Below are 19,790 nucleotides of genomic sequence, written 5' to 3'. Positions count from 1 at the left end.
GCCACAACACACTTACGGTGGGGTCTTGGAACACAGTGTTCCAAGACCCCACCGCTTTCTCACACCCACAACACACACCACCCCAGCTACCACTAGCCTGACTTGCTCTCTCAGCAGCCTTCCTGCTCCAGCTACCGCTTGCCACCGCGGCCCATTCAACTGAATGCATCCGCTTAGACGGGGACGAGTGGGCAACGTTGCCGCGAGAAAGAGGCAAGTTCAGCGCCGCCCCAGGCAACATTATTTACACTTGAGAACCCCAAGGTTGACTCTTTGCCGCGCGCTTTCAGAAGTGATGTACCCATGAGCGCAGACATAGGTTTCGTATCTACAAAGACGTAGGCACTGTAAGCGGCACTGAGTCGCTGAGCTAGGTTGTTGCCAACGGGGCGAGCAGACGAGGCGTGTTGGCTAAACGAGTGTCGTCGTGCGCTTTCAGCGGTGGGATTAGAAGTGCCCGCGAACGGAAGTTCGCGGGCACAACGCCATCTACCAACGGCGACAGATCACTTTAGATCCACGTCGGGAACCACATGTGGAAGTGCCAGAAGTTATAGGAGATCAGATCTCCTCGCCATAGGGGCATGAAGAACACCGCGGAAGCGGTAATGAGTGCGGTAATCACGAGAGCTCCTAGCGCCCAGCCCTGGCGGACACGGACATCGGCGCCCATCCAGCGGTAATCACCGGGTTCAAGCGGCTGAGAGTCATACATGCGGTCTGGATCAACCCACGTGCGGGCCTGATCCAACATATAGCCAAGGAGCCAGGCGACGCTTAAACACACAAAGGGAACGAATGCGATCGTGTAGAAGTTAAAGATCGTTCGGTTCGCATTGAGATACCACGGGAAGTAGAGCGCGAGGTATCCACAGACAACGAATCCAGTGCGCCAGTTACGATCTCGCAGCGTCACAAAGAGAAGGATAAAGAAGGCGACGGCCCCGACCCACCACAGAAGCGGATTACCCAAAGCTAAAACCGCGTGGACGCAGTCGGACTTATCGCAGGCGCCAGACGCGACCTTGTCCCACGCAAAAGACGTCGGACGCGCCTGAACAAACCACTGCGCCGGGTGCGCCTGATAGGTGTGAGGTGTCGTCAGCCCAGTGTGGAACTTGAACATTCCCACGTGGTAATCCCACAAATCCTGGAAGGCGCCAGCAATGCCGTGATTGCGGTGACCATACGCATTCCAATGAGCAAACCAGCCGAACCACGAGGCGATATAAGTAATGATCGCCGGAGGAACCATCGCCAAGAAAGCGACTGAAGTGTCATTGATGAGCGTTGCAGAAAAAGCCCGCGGATGACCCATTCGCCTGCGAGTCATCCAGTCGCGGACGGCAACAAACAAACCGAGAACAGCCAGGACATACAGGCCCGACCACTTCACCGACATCGCCAAGCCACTCAAAATACCAGCCGCGAGGAGCCACCAACGTGAACCTGCGTGAGGTCCAATTCTTTTGGGATCATCGGGATCAGGCGTCCATTCAGAGAGCCGTGAGACCAATCGCGGATGAGTAATCTCTTGATCTTTCAGCACCGCCAAGAAAGCCGCTGCGGCGAACATTGCTAAAAAGACGTCCAATAGGCCCGTTCGCGACAAAACAATCGCGATGCCATCGGTTGCCATGAAGAACCCAGCAAGCGCAGTAATCGCGGGGGAACGGAACAGGTGCTGTGCAATGCGAGCAGTCAAGAAGACCAAAATGATTCCCGCGATCGCCGCGCTGATGCGCCATCCGACAGGATTCGTCGGACCAAATGCCCGCATTCCCAGACCAATCAGCCACTTACCAACCGACGGGTGAACGACGTAACCACCCTCGGCAGAAAGTCCTGAAAAATCGCCTGAAATAAACGCGGGATCGGTATCTTTCGCCCAACTTCCCTCATATCCCAAAGCGATTTGAGAGTAGGCATCCTTGACGTAGTAGGTCTCGTCGAAAATGAGCGTTCGGATAGTTCCAAGTCCCGGAAGACGAATAAAAGCGGCAAGAATCGTCATGACCCACGTAGCGATCCAACCCGCACGCGCAGACATGGGCAGCTGCGCCCAGCGGGGGATAGCGACGGGCTTCCACTTGCGCGCCTCGGCCTCGCTCACTTCTTCGGAAGACTCAATATCTGCAGGCTCTTCCCCGCTCTCCGAGGCAGGCTCCTCGTTCTCTCCATCAACCGTCGTCCCGGCATCTGCAGCGTTCGGATCAGCGTCGGACTCAGGCTCTTCCTGAGCCACGGCCTCGGGAGGAGCGCAGACGCCATCTTCACGCTGTGCGAGCTCTTCTGTGTGCGCGTCGCCAGCTGTCGCCTCGGCCCCAGGGTTATCTGAATTGGAAAGAGTTTCGTCGTTCACCAGATCAGTCTACCGATGCCCACCCTCAACTGGAGTACTACACCCAAAGGTGGGACGATTGGTCCGTGAGTGAAGACCAGGATTTTATTCAGGCCCCCGCCTCGATTCTTCTAGCAGCAACCCCAATCGGTGACGTACGCGATGCCTCTTCGCGTCTGGCCCCAGCCCTCGAGCAAGCCGACATCATCGCCGCAGAAGATACACGCCGCCTTCTTGCCCTGGCCTCGAGAATGGGAATCCACCTCAGCGCGAAACTCATCAGCCTCCACGACCACAATGAATCCGCCAAGGCCTCGGCAGTCGTCGAACAAGCGCGGGCGGGAGCACGCGTCGTCATGGTCTCCGACGCGGGAATGCCCACCGTCTCAGACCCCGGGTTCCGCCTCGTTCACGAGGCCACTGCCGCTGGAGTTCACGTCAGTGCCCTCCCCGGTCCCTCCGCGCCGGTCACTGCGCTCGCGGTTTCAGGACTGCCCTCCGACCGCTTTGCTTTTGAGGGCTTCCTCCCGCGCAAGACGGGGGAAGCGACGCGCTACCTGAAGGCTCTCGCCGCCGACCCACACACCCTGATCTTTTTTGAATCCCCCAAGCGGGTTCACGAAACCCTGACCCTTATGGCTGAAGTTTTCGGCGCAGACCGCGAGGGAGCGCTATGCCGGGAGCTCACGAAGACCTATGAAGAGGTGATTCGCGGAAGTCTCGCGGAACTGGTTGACGCCACCGAAGGAGAGGTCCTTGGGGAAATCACCTTGGTTATTGCTCCCGGGCACGCGCAGGGCAATGCCGATGACCACGTCGAGGCCGTGCTGGCCTTGGCGGCAGAAGGCATGCGTTTGAAGGACGCTGCGGCGGAAGTCGCAGAAGCAACCGGATTACGCAAGAACGAGCTGTACCGGGCAGCGCTCGCACGCACGAGCTAGGGGAGTGCGGTAGGCGAATCAGGCCTGAGAGGGGACCAGCTCAACTCCGGCCTCGGCCATACGTGCGGCGGCAAGCTCGCCCAGCTCGGGGCTGACGGGTTCGGTCAGGTCGGTGAAGACTCGCACCTTAAAGCCATCCTTCACCCCGTCCAACGCGGTTTCACACACGCAGTGGGATTGAGCAAGGCCCACGACGTCCAAAGAATCGATGCCCTTGTCTCGAAGAAGTTCAAGCAAGGGACGCTTCGTTGCCACGTCCTCGCCATCGAAAGCAGAGTAGGCGGCCTCGTACATGCCCTTGTGGATCGTCACATCGGCATGGAGGTCGGCAAGAGCGGGGTGGAGCTCGGCCTCGGCGGTGCCCGCGACGCCGTGCGGGGGCCACGTGTCAACGAAATCGGGATTGTCAGAGAAATGCGAACCCGGATCGATGTGCCAATCCTGCGAGGTCACGATGCAGTCGTAATCCGAGGCGTGAGCGGCAATAAAATCAGCTACGCGCTGAGCACAGGCGTTTCCGCCCTCAACGGGAAGAGCTCCTCCCTCGCAAAAAGTAGGTTGAACATCGACAATGACAAGCGCGCGGGGCATTGGACCCTCCCGAAAAATAAGCGGTAGATACCTTGAGAATAGGGCAGAGACGACTCGAGCGCCAATAGGCATTAAACTAGGGGACCATGAGTCGAATTTTGTCTGCCGTTGCTTGGCCTTATGCCAACGGTCCCCGCCATATTGGTCACGTCGCCGGTTTCGGAGTCCCCTCCGATGTCTTCTCTCGCTACATGCGAATGGCCGGGCACGACGTACTGATGGTGTCCGGAACTGACGAGCACGGAACCCCCATTCTGGTTGCCGCCGATGGCGCGGGAATCAGCGCGCGCGAGCTGGCCGACCAGAACAATCGACTCATCGTCGAAGACTTGGTCCAGCTGGGCCTGTCCTATGACCTCTTTACGCGTACCACTGCGGGAAACCACTACCGCGTCGTCCAGGACATGTTCCGAACTGTTCGCGATAACGGTTACATGATCGAGCAAGTCACTCGCGCGGCGATCTCGCCCTCGAGCGGACGTACTCTGCCCGACCGCTACATCGAAGGCACATGCCCGATTTGCGGTGCGGAAGGCGCTCGCGGCGACCAGTGTGATAACTGCGGTAACCAGCTCGATCCCACCGATCTGATCAACCCTCACTCGCGAATCAACGGTGAAACCCCCGAATTCGTCGAGTCCACACACTACTTCTTGGACCTGCCTGCACTGGCCGATGCCCTCTCGGCATGGCTGGACGAGCGTGACCGCTCGGGCACGTGGCGTCCCAACGTCATCAAGTTCTCGAAGAACTTCCTGGAGGAAATCCGTCCTCGCGCCATGACACGCGACATTGACTGGGGTATCCCGGTTCCCGGATGGGAAGACCAGCCCGGAAAGCGCCTCTACGTATGGTTTGACGCGGTCATCGGCTACCTGAGCGCCTCGATCGAGTGGGCACGCCGCACGGGGGATCCCGAAGCATGGCGCAAGTGGTGGAACGATCCCGAAGCCCTGACCTACTACTTCATGGGCAAGGACAACATCGTCTTCCACTCGCAGATCTGGCCGGCCGAAATGCTGGGCTACAACGGTCAGGGAGCAAAGGGCGGCCAGCCCGGTGATCTGGGCGTGCTCAACCTGCCCACTGAGGTCGTCTCTTCTGAATTCCTCACCATGGAAGGCAAGAAGTTCTCTTCTTCTCACGGCATCGTCATCTACGTGCGTGACATGCTCAGTCGCTACCAGGCTGACGCGCTGCGTTACTTCATTTCTGCTGCGGGTCCTGAGTCCTCTGATGCTGACTTCACCTGGGCGGAATTCGTGCGCCGCACGAACGGCGAGTTGGTGGCAGGCTGGGGCAACCTGGTGAACCGCACTGCGTCGATGATCCACAAGAAGTTCGGCGAAATCCCCGCACCGGGCGAACTCCAAGAGATCGACCGCGCGCTGCTGGATGCTATTGCCGCAGGCTTTGACGAGGTCGGGGACCTGATCCGTCATCATCGTCAGAAGGCTGCTCTTGCCGCTGCGATGCGTCTGGTTGGCGAAGCCAATAAGTACGTTGCCGATACCGAGCCCTTCAAGCTCAAGGCACCCGAAGAGCGCGAGCGTTTGGCGACCGTGCTGTGGACGCTGGCGCAGGCTGTGGCTGACCTCAACCTCATGCTTTCACCCTTCCTGCCCCACGCGGCAAATGACGTTGACCGCGTCATGGGTGGCGCGGGTGAGATCGCTCCCATGCCTTACATCAAGGAAGTTGAGGAGTTGGACCCCGAGGTTCTTCCCGCCGATTTTGCTGGTCGTACAGGCTACCCGGTCATTACCGGCGACTACACGAATGTTCCCACGTGGGAGCGTCACGACATTGTCGTTGGTACCCCGATCGAGAAGCCGACCCCGGTCTTCCAAAAGCTTGACGAGGCCATCGTGGAAGAAGAACTCGCGCGCTACGCGGAGTCTCGTCCCGATGACGTGACCGGAGCGTGACTTAAGGCTTCGTTGAGCCACTGATCTGGCTAAGAGTTGGCGCCAAGCAGACGGTGTATTCCGCCGCTTGGCGCCAACTCTTTGCGTCGAGAAGTCCTTTTCAGGCATTCGTCCTTACTTGCTTGACCCCTTCTTTCGCGATGTAAACGAACTAATTCCCGCAATTGTCATGAGTAGAACGCCCAAGACAGCCAGGGTGGAGATCGCAATCAGAGCGAAGTCCATCATTCGCGCAAAGGCCAGCGCGATGAGGACAACGCCTGTGAAAATGACGATGCATGCCCACACCAGCTGCCCGATGCGTACTCCGCGATAGGGCGCTTCTTTGAGTTCCTCCGCAGACCAGACTCGGGTGGGAGGAATAACACCTGAGTGAGGCGTTGAGTGTGGTGTCTGTGTTTGGTCCGTGCTTGTTGCCCATGCCGCAGCCCCGCTCGCAGCACTCGTCCAAGCGGTCGGCGCATCGCCAGAAGACGCGTGAGGCGCGCTCTTGCTGGGAGGAACAGCAGAATCTGCGGAAACCTTTGCGTCGGCCTCGGATTGTTCAGCGGAAGAGGGGGCCGCGTCCTCGGTCACTGGAAGTTCCCGTGTTTCGGGGACAAGGCCGGAGGGAAGCGTTGCGGTCTCATCCGAGGCGCTGGCGGGCTGGGGGACCTCGGGAGCATCATTTCCCACGGGAAGCGGGGTCGTTTCTTCCCCGTTCGTGGGCAGGGGAACGGTCTGATCAAAGTCGTTGACACTCATGTCGGATCCTTTCAGTGCGCGCCTGCGGCGGACTCAGAGGCGTTAGGGGAAGCGGAGGGCGTTGGGCTTGCCTCTTGCCCAGCTGATGCGCTTGGTGAAGGCGTCGCTGGTGAAGGTGAAGGCGTTCCCGATGGCCAGGGATCACGATTGACGGAGCTCCCGCTTTCCTCGACGTTCACGTTGAGGATCTGTGGGGCATCGAGGTAAACCGTGATTCCTTCGCCTTCTTTCCAGGTCGGGGACTTGAGGATTGTTGGCGTGGAATCATTGAATCCTTGCCAATCCGCATCTCCATTCATGTCCAGAGTGACGCTCAGGGGACGATTCTGTGCGACCACCCGTACCGGCTGGCCTTGACGCGCTTGGATATTCGCAGAGGGGATGAGATTTCCGCGGACGTGGATGTCCTTCGTCAGTCCATCAGGCGCATGGGTGAGATCCAAGTCAAGAACGACGACCTGAGAACCGTTTTGGCCAGCGATCTCGTCAGACTTCCACGTTGCATCGTAACTGGAGGTTGAGACATTTCCCCAGTGCCAGCCGTCTGTAGTGGTGACGGCCGCGTAGCCAATTCCACCCAGACCTGCGGGGATAGCTAAGAAGATACCGATGGTTGATAGAGCGCTGAGTGCTGCGGAGGAGCGGTCGCGAATTGCTGCAACCAGGTGAGCAAAACCGACGATGAGAAGGCAGATGCCACCGCCAATTAATCCGATTTGCACCCAACTGTCAGCCGCAGTTGTTGTCTTTAGGCCATTGCGGTACATGAGCCAGAAGGTTCCAGCGAGCACCAGCATGACCAGCCCGTAGATGCTCAAGACCGCTGCGCGTGAAAGACGGCGAGGAAGGAGTGGGGCTTGGGTGGGGAAGGGAGTAAAACGCGTTCCAGCACTTTGCGGAACTGTGTGTCCCGAGGTCGCGTACGAGGCATTCCATTGTTGCCTCCATTGATCCCCCTGCATCTGGGGGCCAGGAGCATCTGAGGTAGGAGGGGGATAGGCGCCTGCGGATGAGGCGCTAAAAGGGGAAGACGTGGTGGAGGCTGCCTCTGGCGAAGGCTGGGATCCCGGGAATTGCTCAGGGCCCCCTTGAGTTCGCCAGTCGGGAGTTGATTGAGGCATGGTGTTTCCTTGGAAAGTCCAATTTGATTTCGATAGCAAGATGGCGATGATGACGATGGCCGCGGGGAGCATGAGGAAGAAAGGCACCCTGAAGAAGACCGTCGTGATACCCAAAGCACCGCCGCCGAAGATCGCCATGAAGGCAGCGCCGAAGATCGCCATATCGAAACGCCCCTTGAGCATTTCATCGACATGGATTCGACCATCGCGAGCCTCAGGCAAGAAGACCCATGCGAATGCATAGAAAATGCACACGACAGGGAAAAGGAAGGCGAGGACAACGATGAGGATCCGCACCGAGTTCACGTCCCATCCGTAGCGTTGTGCCAGACCTTGACACACGCCGCCAATGACGCGAGGCTCACCACGGAAGAAACCGGAGTATCGCAATGTGTTCATGAATCCTTTATCCATGCTTCAACTCTGCCCAAAGATGCACGAAGAAGATATAGGGGGATGCCCTGATCTATCCCCGATTTGTCGCTTTCTCTTCCCCCGAATGGCAGAAAACGTGTGAAGATAAACGGGTGAGTCACGTGCAGGACAATACCGATACGCCTCAAGGCAGGCAGACGGGGTACGAGTGGACCCCGCCTCAAATCGTGCCGCCTCAGCGCGCACTGCGACGCTCCTGCGCACACTCGACGGATATGCCTCTTCCCTGGATCGGGGGCGTGTGCGCGGGAATCTCCTCGATGCTCGGTATCTCAGTGCGCGTCGTACGTTTCGCCTTCCTCATCGCACTCCCCGCCTACGGGCTCTCTCTCATCGTCTACCTCTGGCTCTGGCTCACTGTTCCCGAGGACTCAGGTGGCGAACAAAGCGGGACTGGTCGCCTGCACTCGCCCCTGGCCTCGGCAGACGAAATCGCCAGACGTGAAAGCCAACAGCGCAATCTGCGCATGCTCTTGGTGGGCCTCGGTTCACTCGGCCTCGCTCTAGCGATCGCCTACCTGCTCTTTGCGGGGATTGCGGGCCTGCGCGACATCGCCTCCGCGATTTTGGTCATCGGCGGAATCTCCGCGGTGTGGACCCAAAGCACGCGCGCACACAGCTGGAAGAGTCCTCTGTTTATCCTCATCACTTTCGCGGGGATGCTCTTGGTCGCCGCGGGCTTGGCCTTGGCCTTCTTCCGCGGGCAATCGCCCTGGGATCTTGCCCGAGGTGCGATCTTGGGTGCCTCCCTGATCCTTGCCTTGGGAGTGGCCATTATCCCCTTGTGGGTGCGCACCTCCCAAGACAGTGCGCGCAGCAAGGAACGTGAAAAGCGCGAGGCCGAGCGTGCGGATATGGCCGCGCACCTGCACGATTCCGTTCTTCAGACCCTCACATTGATCCGCAACAACGCTGACAATCCAACGTCAGTGCGCGCTCTGGCGCTTGGGCAAGAGCGCGAGTTGCGCTCGTGGCTGTACACCGGACGCGAAGAAGCCGCGGACTCTCTTGCCGAGGCCCTGCGCGAAGCCGTCTCAGCCTTGGAAACCACCTTTGGTGTGGAAGTGGGCGTCGTGACCGTTTCTGATACGCGTCCAGGTCCCGGCGAACTCGCGATGGTCGCTGCCGCATCGGAAGCAGTATCAAACGCGATTCGCCACGCGAAGCCGCCCCTGAGTGTCTACCTGGAAGTCGGGCCGGGCGGGTCCGATATCTACGTCAAAGACTGTGGCGACGGCTTTGATCTCTCGCAAATTCCCGAAGATCGGCACGGGGTTCGTAACTCGATCATTGGCCGCATGGAACGCGCAGGTGGGAAAGCCTCGATCCGCCATCTTCCCAGTGGAACAGAAGTTCACCTCTCCATGCCCGCAGCTACACTGGAATAAGCGCACTTCACGAAGGAGAACACCGTCATGACGATCCGGATTCTGGTCATTGATGATCACGCACTCGTGCGCGCAGGAGTGCGTAGTGAATTGGAATCCAGCGGCGCCGACCTCGAAATCGTTGGCGAGGCCAGTGACGTCGAAGGCGCAATCGCGGCCTGCCACGCGCTCCACCCCGATGTTGCACTCCTCGACGTTCACCTCCCGGGAGGAATGGGTGGAGGCGGCGCTGAAGTTGCGGCCTCGTGCGCGGATGTTGAAGGACTCCGTTTCCTTGCGCTCTCCGTTTCGGATTCCCCCGAGGACGTCGTCTCGGTCATCCGCGCGGGTGCTCGCGGCTACGTCACCAAGTCAATTTCGACCCCCGAATTGGTCGAGGCCATCCAGCGCGTTGCAGCGGGGGATGCGGCTTTCTCGCCGCGCCTCGCGGGTTTCGTGCTCGATGCTTTCGGCGGCGGAAATGCACCGATTGCTGCCCACGACGATGAACTAGACCTTTTGTCCGCGCGCGAGCAAGAAGTGATGCGTTTGATCGCTCGCGGCTATCCCTACAAAGAGGTCGCATCCGAGCTCTTTATTTCGATTAAAACCGTTGAAACGCACGTATCTGCGGTGCTTCGCAAGCTCCAGCTTTCCAATCGAAACGAACTTACGCACTGGGCCATGCAGAGGCACATTATCTAGGGTTGCGGTGCAATTCACCTCGGCTCTGGCGCGCTCCAGTGGGAGTTGAGTGTCAACGGCGATACCATGAGAAGTCCCCAGAACTCGATGCCCAGGGAGTGGCGTTCATGCACAAGATTGGTTTCAATCGCGATCAGTATCTGGCCCTTCAATCCGAGCACATTGCACAGCGGCGTCAGCAGTTCGGAGGAACCCTTTACCTAGAGTTCGGCGGGAAACTCGTCGACGATATGCACGCTTCCCGCGTGCTCCCCGGATTCACCCCCGACAACAAGATCGTCATGCTGGCCGAGCTTGCTGAAGAGGCCGAAATTGTCGTCGCCGTTAACGCACTGGACTTCCAGCGCCGCAAGATGCGTGAAGACCTGGGAATCACCTACGAAGATGACGTCTTCCGCCACATCGATATGTTCCGCGAATACGGACTCTACGTTGGCAACGTTGTGATCACCCGTTGGAGCGACTCCAATGAGCAGGCACACGCCTTCAAACGCAAGCTTGAAGCCCGTGGAATCAACGTCGCACGCCACTATCCCATCGAAGGCTACCCGAACAATATCGACCTCATTGTCTCCGATCAGGGGCTGGGACGTAACGAATACGTTCATACGACTCGCCCGCTGGTGATTGTTACCGCTCCCGGACCCGGCTCCGGCAAGCTCGCAACCTGCCTCTCTCAGCTCTACCACGATCACAAGCGCGGACTGACCTCGGGATACGCGAAGTTTGAAACCTTCCCGATCTGGAACCTCCCCCTGGATCACCCGGTGAACGTTGCATACGAGGCGGCAACCGTGGACCTGGACGACGTCAATATGATCGACCACTTCCACTTGAAGGCTCACGGCGAAACCACGGTCAACTACAACCGCGATATCGAGGCCTTCCCGGTCCTTCGTCGCCTCCTCGAGAAGATCATGGGGACTTCCCCCTACCAGTCGCCCACCGACATGGGCGTCAATATGGCCGGTTTTTGCATTAGCGATGACGAGGCCTGCCGCGAAGCCTCCAAGCAGGAGATCATTCGCCGCTGGTACAAGGCTTTGGCCCTGGAAGCTCGAGAAGATCTGCCTCCCGTCCAGTCCGAGCGCGCAGCTCGCCTGATGACGGCAATGAACCTGACCAGCGAGGACCGCCCCGTCGTCGCGCCCGCCCTGAAGCGCGCGCAAGAGACCGGCTACCCAGCGGCCGCAATGGAACTGGCCGACGGGCGAATTGTCACTGGAAAGACCTCGGACCTGCTGGGTCCTTGCTCTGCGATGCTCTTGAACGCGATGAAGCTCCTTGCAGGCATTGACGATGATGAGAAGTTGCTCGCCCCCGAACAGATTGAGCCCATCCAAAAGCTCAAGACCGAGCACCTGGGCAGCCGCAATCCTCGTCTCCACACTGACGAGGTCCTGATCGCTCTTGCCGGTTCCGCGCGCTCCAATGAACGCGCCGCTCTGGCTCTTAAGCAATTGTCGAAGCTGGCTGGCTGCGATGTTCACTCTTCGGTTCTGCTGGGCAGCGTTGATGAGGGGATTTTGCGCCAACTCGGCATGAATGTCACTGCTGAACCCGTTCACGCGACCAAGGGCGTCTACCACAAGCACTGAAAATGGATCAGGAACACTCACTTCCCAATCTCGGTTCTTTCCTCGATTTCGGTAGCGATTCCCAGGAAGACCTGCCCCTTTACGATCCAACCTCGCATGCGGCGGGAAACTGGGGTTCAGTCGCCGATAGCCGAGGCCTCGGGAGCGATAGCGATCCCCTGAGCACTGGAGCGCCGTGGGCGCAGGCCTCGTCGCCGCAGAAAGACCCCGAAAGCTTGCTTGCGGGACTCAACGATCAACAGCGTGCGGCGGTCGAGCACCGCGGAGTACCGCTGCTGATCATGGCCGGTGCGGGCTCGGGGAAGACTCGCGTCCTCACGCATCGAATCGCTTACCTTTTGGCGACCGGCCAGGCCCGTGCGGGTGAAATTTTGGCGATTACCTTCACCAATAAGGCTGCCGCCGAAATGCGTGAGCGCGTCGAGGCTCTGGTGGGCGGGGGAGCGGCGCGCAGAATGTGGGTGTCGACTTTCCACTCGGCGTGTGTGCGAGTGCTGCGTGCGGAATATCGCGCAGCAGGTTTGCGATCGACCTTCAGTATTTATGATTCGCAGGATTCTCAGCGCCTCATTCAGATGGTATTGAAAGCGGCGGACGTGGATATTAAACGATTCACTCCGAAGCTTGTGGCCGCGCGTATTTCGGACCTCAAGAACGAGCTCGTCACCTGGCAGGAATACCGAGATACTGCGCCGAATGACCCGATTTCGCGGGTCGTCGCCTCGGCCTATGAGGAATACGAAAAGCGCCTTGCGCAGGCCAACGCCCTGGACTTCGACGACCTCATTGCTCGCACGGTTCGACTGCTCAAAGACAATCCGGCGATCGCCGAGCACTACCACCGGCGCTTCCGCCACATCCTGGTCGATGAGTATCAAGACACGAACCATGCACAGTACGTGTTGGTCCGCGAACTGGTAGGCACTGGGGACGATGGAGTAGAGCCCGGTCAACTCACGGTTGTGGGCGATTCGGATCAGTCGATTTACGCCTTCCGCGGCGCGACGATTCGCAATATTGAAGAATTTGAGCGAGATTTTCCGGGTGCACGGACCATTTTGCTGGAACAGAACTACCGCTCCACCCAAAATATTTTGTCCGCCGCCAACGCTGTCATTGCTCGAAATGAAGGCCGCCGCGCAAAGAACCTGTGGACGGCATCGGGAGACGGCGCACTCATCACTGTCGATGCAGCGGATTCGGATCGTGACGAGGCGCGCTTCATCGTCTCCGAAATGGAGAAACTCTCTGCGGCGGGGACTCGGTGGGCTGATATCGCGGTCTTCTACCGGACGAACTCGCAATCGCGAGCAATTGAAGAACTCTTGGTCCGCCAGGGTATTCCCTATCGAGTTGTTGGAGGCACTCGCTTCTACGAGCGCGCGGAAATCAAAGACGCCTTGGCTTACCTTCAAGTGATCTCGAACCCTGATGACACCGTTGCGCTGCGTCGCGTCCTGAACACTCCCCGACGCGGAATCGGCCCGAAAGCTGAAGCCGACCTCATTGCGCACAGTGATCGCTATGGGATTTCTATGGGCGCGGCCGCCAGGGATTGCTGGATTTCTCAGGGCCGAGGCCTCGGGGAAGCAGAAGGAACCGGCCTGACTTTGGCGGAACTTCCCACGGAAGAAACTGAGGACACGCGTGGGGGCGTGGCTGGACTCAGCCCGCGCGCGGCCTCGGCAATCGCAGATTTTTGGGGACTGATCGAGGCCATGCGCCGCGCGGAACAAGCAGGTGCGAATGCTGCGGAGATCCTCGAAGAAGTTCTTGACCGCACGGGGTACTTGGCGACTCTGCGACGCTCCCAAGACCCGCAGGATGCCTCGAGAGTGGAAAACCTTGCCGAATTGCATGCGGTCGCACTTGACTTCGCAACGACCAGCGGGGAGGTTGGGCTCGCGGGATTCCTCGAGCGCGTTGCCTTGGTCGCGGACTCCGACCAGCTTCCTGAAGAAGAAAGTGGGAGCGGACAGGTCACCCTCATGACGGTTCACACCGCGAAGGGCCTGGAATTCCCCGTCGTCTTTGTCAGCGGCATGGAAGATGGAACCTTCCCGCACCAGCGCTCGCTGGGTGAGCCTGAGGAACTCGCGGAAGAACGACGCCTTGCCTACGTCGCCATCACGCGTGCTCGCAAGCAGCTGTACTTGACGCGCGCCGCTGTTCGAAGCGCGTGGGGAGCGCCCCAGGAAATGCCTCCCTCACGATTTTTGGATGATATTCCCGCGGAATTGCTTGACGTGCGTCGCTCGAGTACTTCGATGGAACGCCTGCGCGGCGGCTATGGCGCGGGATCGGGATACGGCTCGGGTTACGGCGGATATTCGGGAGGTTCCGGGTACGGAAGCGACTACGGATACTCGCGACGGCGAGACGATGACGGTGGTTACGTTTTCGGCGGTAGTTCCAGCGGTTCCGGCGCGGGTAGCGACGGCGGTCCGCTTGCGGGCCGAGGCCTCGGCGGATCGCGCGGCACACCAGCCCCGCGCACGACAGTTTCGCGTCCGATGGGTGCAAGTGCCCCCAAGCAGACCCTCAAGCCTGAGGAAACTCGGGTTGGGGATCGCGTGCGTCACGCAACCCTTGGGGAAGGCGTGATTATCGGCTTGGAAGGAGCCGGTGAGCGAACCATCGCGGAAGTTGCCTTCGCGTCAGCTAAAAAACGCCTGTTGTTGCGGATGGCCCCCATGGAAAAGATCTAAGGCACTGTAGGCTTAAGACAGTAGCGCGCGAACGTGTTGCCGCGCGTACAAACGCCCCTCGGGCACAAAGTGAAGGGACACAATGGATCTCTACGAATACCAAGCACGGGAGTTGTTCGCTGCTCACGGCGTCCCCGTGCTCGCGGGAATCGTTGCAAGCACGCCAGACGAGGCTTTCGAAGCTGCACAGAAGCTGCTTGGTGAAAATGACCTCCTTGTCGTCAAGGCGCAGGTCAAGATCGGCGGACGCGGGAAGGCCGGCGGAGTGAAGCTCGCTCGCACCGCTGAAGAAGCGCGCGAGAAGGCCCAGGAAATCCTTGGAATGGACATCAAGGGACACACAGTCCACAAGGTTCTCATCGCTGCGGGCGCCGATATCGCCGAAGAGTATTACTTCTCAATCCTCTTGGACCGCTCGGGACGCCGTGAGCTGGCAATGTGCTCTGCTCAGGGCGGTATGGACATTGAAACCCTTGCCCGCGAACACCCCGAGGCACTTGCCCGCGTGGGTTTGGACCCGAAGGTCGGAATCGACGAGGACGTTGCAGCACAGATCCTGGGGCAGGCTGGTTTCTCGCGCTCCATGATTGACAAGATTTCCCCGGTGCTCATCGGGCTTTGGGATACCTACCGAGGCGAAGACGCCACCCTGGTTGAGGTGAACCCCTTGGTCCTCACCGAGCAAGGTGATGTTTTGGCGCTGGATGGCAAGGTCTCGTTGGATAACAACGCCGCTTTCCGTCACCCCGAACACGCCGCTTTTGCCGATAAATCCGCGCAGGATCCGCGCGAGGCCATGGCAAAGGAAGCCGGACTGAACTACGTGCGCTTGGAGGGCCAAGTGGGCGTCATCGGTAACGGCGCCGGCTTGGTCATGTCGACCCTGGACGTTGTGGCCCTGGCCGGTGAAGAGTGGGGCGTCAAGCCCGCGAACTTCCTCGATATCGGTGGTGGTGCCTCGGCAGAGGTTATGGCCAAGGGCTTGGACGTCATTTTGGGAGACGAGCAGGTTCGCTCCGTGTTCGTCAACGTTTTCGGCGGAATCACCGCATGCGACCAGGTCGCTCGCGGCATCGTCGGCGCACTGGAAACCCTGGGAGATGCAGCCTCTAAGCCGCTGGTCGTGCGCTTGGATGGCAACAAGGTTGAAGAAGGCCGTGCAATCTTGCGCGAGGCCGCACACCCCCTGGTGCACATGGAAGAAACAATGGACGGCGCTGCTCGCCGCGCAGCCGAGCTGGCCGCGAACTCCTGAGACGGGACGGGACTCATCATGACAATTTTTATTGATTCCACTTCGCGCGTCATCGTTCAGGGAATGACCGGTTCCGAGGGGCAGAAGCACACTGCTCGCATGCTCGCTGCCGGCACGAAGATCGTTGGCGGCGTGAACCCACGCAAGGCTGGAACCACCGTGACCTTCAACGTCGAACCCTATGGGCCTGGCGCTGAGGACCGCGCTGCCGGTGAGGTTGAGGTCCCCGTTTTCGGTTCGGTTGCACACGCTCGCGAAGAAACCGGCGCGAATGTCTCGGTCATCTTCGTGCCCCCGGCATACGCCAAGGATGCGGCAATTGAAGCAATAGACGCGGGGATTGAAACCCTGGTCGTCATCACCGAAGGCATTCCCGTTCAGGATTCAACCGCTTTCGTTGATTACGCGCTTGAGCGCGGCGTGCGCCTGATTGGCCCGAATTGCCCCGGAATTATCAGCCCCGGACAGTGCAATGTCGGCATTACTCCTGCCGATATCACTGGTCCTGGCCGCCTGGGCTTAGTGTCTAAGTCGGGCACCCTGACCTACCAGCTCATGTACGAGCTGCGCGACCTGGGTTTCACGACCTGCATCGGTATCGGCGGTGACCCGGTTGTGGGAACCACTCACATCGACGCGTTGGAAGCTTTTGAAAACGACCCCGATACCGACCTGGTTGTGATGATCGGTGAGATCGGCGGCGACGCCGAAGAACGCGCCGCAGCCTGGATCTCCGAGCACATGACGAAGCCCGTTGTCGCCTACATTGCGGGCTTCACCGCCCCCGAAGGCAAGACCATGGGTCACGCGGGTGCGATCGTGTCGGGTAGCTCCGGCACGGCCTCGGCGAAGGCAAAGGCACTGGAAGCGGTCGGCGTGAAGGTCGGTCGCACTCCCTCGCAGACTGCGCTTCTTGCGCGTGAGGCACTGGCTGCTCGATGAGCGAAGACCCCACCGCAGCAGAACGGACCACGGTCACAACGATCTCGGCTCGCCCGACGATCCGCGTTGCCCTCCCGCAGGGGTGGGCGCGGGCAGTGCTCTCGGGAATCGAGGCCGCACTGCTCGGGTGGGCACTGGTCGTTGTCCCCACCTTGATCGCATATGCTGCGGTGGCGTCGAACCAATGGCTGGTGTCGACAACCTGGGAAGACGCCTTCCATTTCGCCTCGGATTTGTGGGGCGCTGCCCTTGGGGCGCAGGTGGTTTCCGGCGAGGTTTCCTACCGCGCAGTGCCTCTGCTGTTTGTTCTTGTCCTGATTGGTCTGACCAAGCTGCTTTTGCTGCAGGGGCGGCGTTTCCCCGCAGCAGCGCAGTGGATGGCGGTCCCCGGTTTTGCCGTGACCGCGCTGCTTTTGGCGGGCGGCATTGGCACGCACGTGCGCGTCTTGGGTGCATTCCCGCTGGCTATCGCGATCCCGCTCATTGCGGCCGCATGGGAAGTTGCCCTGGCTCCTCACAGCCTGGAATTGCGGCTTGAAATGCCACGGTGGTTGAGTTCGGGCGTGCGCATAGGCTGGCGCGCCTCGTGGGTTTTGGCTGCTTACGGCGGACTTTTCCTGTTGATTTCGGTGATCGTGTCCTGGTCGCGGATTCGTGGGATTCACGAGCTTTTGCTGCCGACCTCCACGATTGATTCGACAATGATCACGCTCGCGCAGGTGCTCTTTATTCCCAACGCGATTGTGTGGGCGCTGTCCTGGCTAGCCGGGCCTGGTTTCTTCATGGGAAGCGATGCTCTGCATTCGCCGGCCTCCGCACCGACCATGCCGATCCCCGCGATCCCACTTTTTGGTGCGACTCCCGTGAGCGCTCCCGGAACCTGGGTCATTCTTGCGCTTGTTCTTTTCGGCGTGGGAGTGGGCGTTTTTGTGCGCTTGCGCCGAGGCAGTGAATCACTTCTTGATGACCTCTACCAAGGCGGTATCGCTGCTGTGGTGGTTGCAGCCGTTTACTTGGTGACTTCCTTGGGTTCGGCCGTGGTTTTGGGAAATGGACGCTTGGCCTTCCTTGGGCCCCGAATGTCGCTTTCTGCGCTGTGTCTTTTTGCGGAGGTGACGCTGGGGATCGTGCTGACCGTGGCGCTTTCGCACCCGGTGAGCGTGGCGTGGGCGCGTGAGCTTGTGGGCGCTGGGAAAGCGCGTGTCCATGAGCATCGCCATCACGAGGCCGCAGCTGGGGAAGTAGCGCCCGTGGAACTTGTGCCTGAGGTTCCTAGTGAAGACGTGGCCGATGAGGAAACTGCTGGCGATTCGCTCGAAGTTACCGACGAAACTCAGGTCGCGGAGAACCTAGGAGATGACGCTGAGGCGGCTCAGGCCTCGGAAGAAGAGGACGCAACCAGCAACTAAACCAACCCAGGTGTGGGGGAGCGCTCGCGACTTGGCCTCGTCGAAGAGGCTAGGAAGCAGGTAGCATGGTGGGGTGACTTCAGCTGATCTTCATCCCGTCCTTGTTGTCGATTTTGGCGCGCAGTACGCTCAGCTCATTGCTCGTCGCGTGCGCGAAGCCAGCGTCTATTCGGAAATCGTCCCGCACACCATGCCGGTCGCCGAAATGCTCGCGAAGGAACCCGCAGCAATTATTCTTTCCGGCGGCCCCTCATCTGTGTATGAAGAGGGTGCTCCTTCCATTGATCCCGCGATTTTCGCCGCGGGCGTGCCGGTTCTGGGAATCTGCTACGGCTTCCAGACCATGGCCCACGCGCTGGGCGGAACCGTGGGACGCACGGGAACCCGCGAATACGGACACACCGACGCCTCTGTTTCTGAGCAATCCTGCCTGTTTGACGGGACTCCCGAAGGCCAGGTCGTGTGGATGAGCCACGGCGACGCCGTTCAGGGCGCGCCCGAAGGCTTCACCGTCACCGCATCGACTGCAGAAACCCCGGTCGCAGCTTTCGAATGCAGCGAGCGTCGCCTCTACGGCCTGCAGTGGCACCCCGAGGTTGGGCACTCACAGTTCGGCCAGGATGCTCTGAAGAACTTCCTCTACAAGGGCGCGGGAATTGAGCCCACGTGGACGCCGGGCTCGATTGTTGACGAGCAGGTCGCAAAGATCCGCGAGCAGATCGGTGACGCGCAGGTGATTTGTGCGCTCTCCGGTGGCGTGGATTCCTCCGTGGCCGCGGCGCTTGTTCACAAGGCTGTTGGCGATCAGCTCACCTGCTTCTTCATCGACCATGGCCTGCTGCGTGCGGGCGAGCGCGAGCAGGTCGAAAACGACTATGCACGTGGCATGGGCATCCGCGTCATCACCTGCGATGAGTCCGAGCGATTCTTGTCTGCTTTGGCGGGCGTTACCGATCCTGAAACCAAGCGCAAGATCATTGGTCGCGAATTCATTCGCTCTTTCGAGGCCGCCCAGAAGCAGGTCATTGAAGAGGTTGGCGCCGCCGGCGGCGAAGTGAAGTTCTTGGTCCAGGGCACCTTGTACCCCGACGTCGTTGAGTCCGGCGGCGGCGAGGGCGCTGCGAACATCAAGAGCCACCACAATGTGGGCGGCCTGCCCGAGGACATGACTTTCGAGCTGGTTGAGCCTCTGCGCACCCTGTTCAAGGATGAGGTGCGTGCGGTTGGTCGCGAGCTGGGCTTGCCCGATTACCTGGTGAACCGCCAGCCCTTCCCGGGTCCTGGCCTGGGTATCCGTATCATCGGCGAGGTGACGCGTGAGCGCCTGGATATCCTGCGCGCCGCGGACCTGATTGCTCGCGAGGAATTGACCGCTGCTGGCTTGGATCAAGAGATCTGGCAGTGCCCGGTTGTCCTGCTTGCCGACGTTCGCTCCGTGGGCGTTCAGGGCGATGGCCGCACCTATGGCCACCCGATCGTGCTGCGTCCTGTGTCTTCTGAGGACGCGATGACGGCCGATTGGACGCGCCTGCCGTACGATGTTCTGGCTCGAATCTCTACGCGCATTACGAACTCTGTTGCCGAGGTCAACCGCGTGGTTTTGGATGTGACGTCCAAGCCGCCGGCAACCATTGAGTGGGAGTAGGCTGATAGGGTTCTGACCTGCACTTTTGAGTGCCGCACTGTGCCGCTGAGTTTCGTTTCG

The 19,790-nt window shown here is 59.9% G+C and carries 14 protein-coding genes; 10 read left to right on the top strand and 4 right to left on the bottom strand.

The window, feature by feature from the left end:
* Positions 1-511 precede the first annotated feature (511 nt).
* Positions 512-2,362 (bottom strand): dolichyl-phosphate-mannose--protein mannosyltransferase, encoded by a 1,851-nt coding sequence (locus tag HMPREF1627_RS06000; RefSeq protein ID WP_034501970.1) that lies wholly within the window; start codon positions 2,360-2,362, stop codon positions 512-514.
* Between the two features lie 65 nt (positions 2,363-2,427).
* Here HMPREF1627_RS06000 and rsmI point away from each other — a divergent pair, with 65 nt between their 5' ends.
* Complete coding sequence (gene rsmI, locus HMPREF1627_RS05995) at positions 2,428-3,282, top strand: 16S rRNA (cytidine(1402)-2'-O)-methyltransferase (RefSeq protein ID WP_081940772.1); 855 nt, start codon at positions 2,428-2,430, stop codon at positions 3,280-3,282.
* Between the two features lie 18 nt (positions 3,283-3,300).
* Here the strand turns inward: rsmI and HMPREF1627_RS05990 are convergent, their stop codons facing one another.
* Positions 3,301-3,873 carry an isochorismatase family protein gene (locus HMPREF1627_RS05990; RefSeq protein ID WP_034501967.1) on the bottom strand — a complete coding sequence of 191 codons (573 nt, stop codon included), beginning with the start codon at positions 3,871-3,873 and terminating at the stop codon, positions 3,301-3,303.
* A gap of 86 nt (positions 3,874-3,959) precedes the next feature.
* Between HMPREF1627_RS05990 and metG the strand changes: the two genes are divergently transcribed.
* Positions 3,960-5,801, top strand: a complete 1,842-nt coding sequence (gene metG / locus HMPREF1627_RS05985) for a methionine--tRNA ligase (RefSeq protein ID WP_034501964.1) — start codon at positions 3,960-3,962, stop codon at positions 5,799-5,801.
* Between the two features lie 114 nt (positions 5,802-5,915).
* On the opposite strand, the gene HMPREF1627_RS05980 is transcribed toward metG, so the two are convergent.
* Both HMPREF1627_RS05980 and HMPREF1627_RS05975 read right to left on the bottom strand, forming a co-directional pair.
* Positions 5,916-6,545, bottom strand: coding sequence for a hypothetical protein (locus HMPREF1627_RS05980; protein WP_034501961.1), 630 nt, complete (start codon positions 6,543-6,545; stop codon positions 5,916-5,918).
* 11 nt (positions 6,546-6,556) lie between these two features.
* The gene (locus HMPREF1627_RS05975) at positions 6,557-8,065 is read right to left on the bottom strand and encodes a PspC domain-containing protein (protein ID WP_081940776.1); all 1,509 of its coding nucleotides are present in this window, start codon (positions 8,063-8,065) and stop codon (positions 6,557-6,559) included.
* 128 nt (positions 8,066-8,193) lie between these two features.
* On the opposite strand from HMPREF1627_RS05975, the gene HMPREF1627_RS05970 reads away from it, so the two are divergent.
* The 8 genes from HMPREF1627_RS05970 to guaA all read left to right on the top strand — a co-directional run bounded on the left by HMPREF1627_RS05970 (position 8,194) and on the right by guaA (position 19,730).
* Positions 8,194-9,489 carry an ATP-binding protein gene (locus HMPREF1627_RS05970; RefSeq protein WP_234305265.1) on the top strand — a complete coding sequence of 432 codons (1,296 nt, stop codon included), beginning with the start codon at positions 8,194-8,196 and terminating at the stop codon, positions 9,487-9,489.
* Positions 9,490-9,516: 27 nt separating this feature from the next.
* Positions 9,517-10,173: a LuxR C-terminal-related transcriptional regulator gene (locus HMPREF1627_RS05965; RefSeq protein WP_034501954.1), complete on the top strand. Its 657-nt coding sequence runs from the start codon at positions 9,517-9,519 to the stop codon at positions 10,171-10,173.
* Positions 10,174-10,280: 107 nt separating this feature from the next.
* Entirely contained in the window at positions 10,281-11,771 is a 1,491-nt protein-coding gene (locus HMPREF1627_RS05960; protein WP_034501952.1) for a DUF1846 domain-containing protein, read from the top strand.
* 2 nt (positions 11,772-11,773) lie between these two features.
* Positions 11,774-14,479: an ATP-dependent helicase gene (locus HMPREF1627_RS05955; RefSeq protein WP_034501950.1), complete on the top strand. Its 2,706-nt coding sequence runs from the start codon at positions 11,774-11,776 to the stop codon at positions 14,477-14,479.
* An 82-nt stretch (positions 14,480-14,561) separates the two neighbouring features.
* Entirely contained in the window at positions 14,562-15,734 is a 1,173-nt protein-coding gene (gene sucC, locus HMPREF1627_RS05950) for an ADP-forming succinate--CoA ligase subunit beta (RefSeq protein WP_034501949.1), read from the top strand.
* Between the two features lie 18 nt (positions 15,735-15,752).
* A complete protein-coding gene (gene sucD / locus HMPREF1627_RS05945; protein ID WP_034501947.1) occupies positions 15,753-16,676 on the top strand; it encodes a succinate--CoA ligase subunit alpha in 924 nt (307 codons plus the stop codon).
* On the top strand, positions 16,673-18,085 hold the full coding sequence (locus HMPREF1627_RS05940) for a DUF6350 family protein (protein WP_034501945.1): 1,413 nt from the start codon (positions 16,673-16,675) through the stop codon (positions 18,083-18,085). Before sucD ends, HMPREF1627_RS05940 begins: the two co-directional genes overlap by 4 nt.
* A gap of 73 nt (positions 18,086-18,158) precedes the next feature.
* Positions 18,159-19,730 (top strand): glutamine-hydrolyzing GMP synthase, encoded by a 1,572-nt coding sequence (gene guaA / locus HMPREF1627_RS05935; protein WP_019127317.1) that lies wholly within the window; start codon positions 18,159-18,161, stop codon positions 19,728-19,730.
* Positions 19,731-19,790: the final 60 nt, after the last annotated feature.

The sequence above is a fragment of the Actinomyces sp. S6-Spd3 genome, assembly GCF_000758755.1.
Classification (GTDB): Bacteria; Actinomycetota; Actinomycetes; order Actinomycetales; family Actinomycetaceae; genus Pauljensenia.
Note: the sequence above shows the minus strand (reverse complement) of the source record. Positions and strands in the feature narration are given on the sequence as shown.

Excerpts from the sequence above, each read along its gene's own strand:
- metG (WP_034501964.1), top strand. The coding sequence starts at position 3,960 with ATGAGTCGAATTTTGTCTGCCGTTGCTTGGCCTTATGCCAACGGTCCC.
- HMPREF1627_RS05940 (WP_034501945.1), top strand. The coding sequence starts at position 16,673 with ATGAGCGAAGACCCCACCGCAGCAGAACGGACCACGGTCACAACGATC.
- sucC (WP_034501949.1), top strand. The coding sequence starts at position 14,562 with ATGGATCTCTACGAATACCAAGCACGGGAGTTGTTCGCTGCTCACGGC.
- HMPREF1627_RS05990 (WP_034501967.1), bottom strand. The coding sequence starts at position 3,873 with ATGCCCCGCGCGCTTGTCATTGTCGATGTTCAACCTACTTTTTGCGAG.
- sucD (WP_034501947.1), top strand. The coding sequence starts at position 15,753 with ATGACAATTTTTATTGATTCCACTTCGCGCGTCATCGTTCAGGGAATG.
- HMPREF1627_RS05980 (WP_034501961.1), bottom strand. The coding sequence starts at position 6,545 with ATGAGTGTCAACGACTTTGATCAGACCGTTCCCCTGCCCACGAACGGG.
- HMPREF1627_RS05955 (WP_034501950.1), top strand. The coding sequence starts at position 11,774 with ATGGATCAGGAACACTCACTTCCCAATCTCGGTTCTTTCCTCGATTTC.
- HMPREF1627_RS05975 (WP_081940776.1), bottom strand. The coding sequence starts at position 8,065 with ATGAACACATTGCGATACTCCGGTTTCTTCCGTGGTGAGCCTCGCGTC.
- HMPREF1627_RS05960 (WP_034501952.1), top strand. The coding sequence starts at position 10,281 with ATGCACAAGATTGGTTTCAATCGCGATCAGTATCTGGCCCTTCAATCC.
- HMPREF1627_RS05965 (WP_034501954.1), top strand. The coding sequence starts at position 9,517 with ATGACGATCCGGATTCTGGTCATTGATGATCACGCACTCGTGCGCGCA.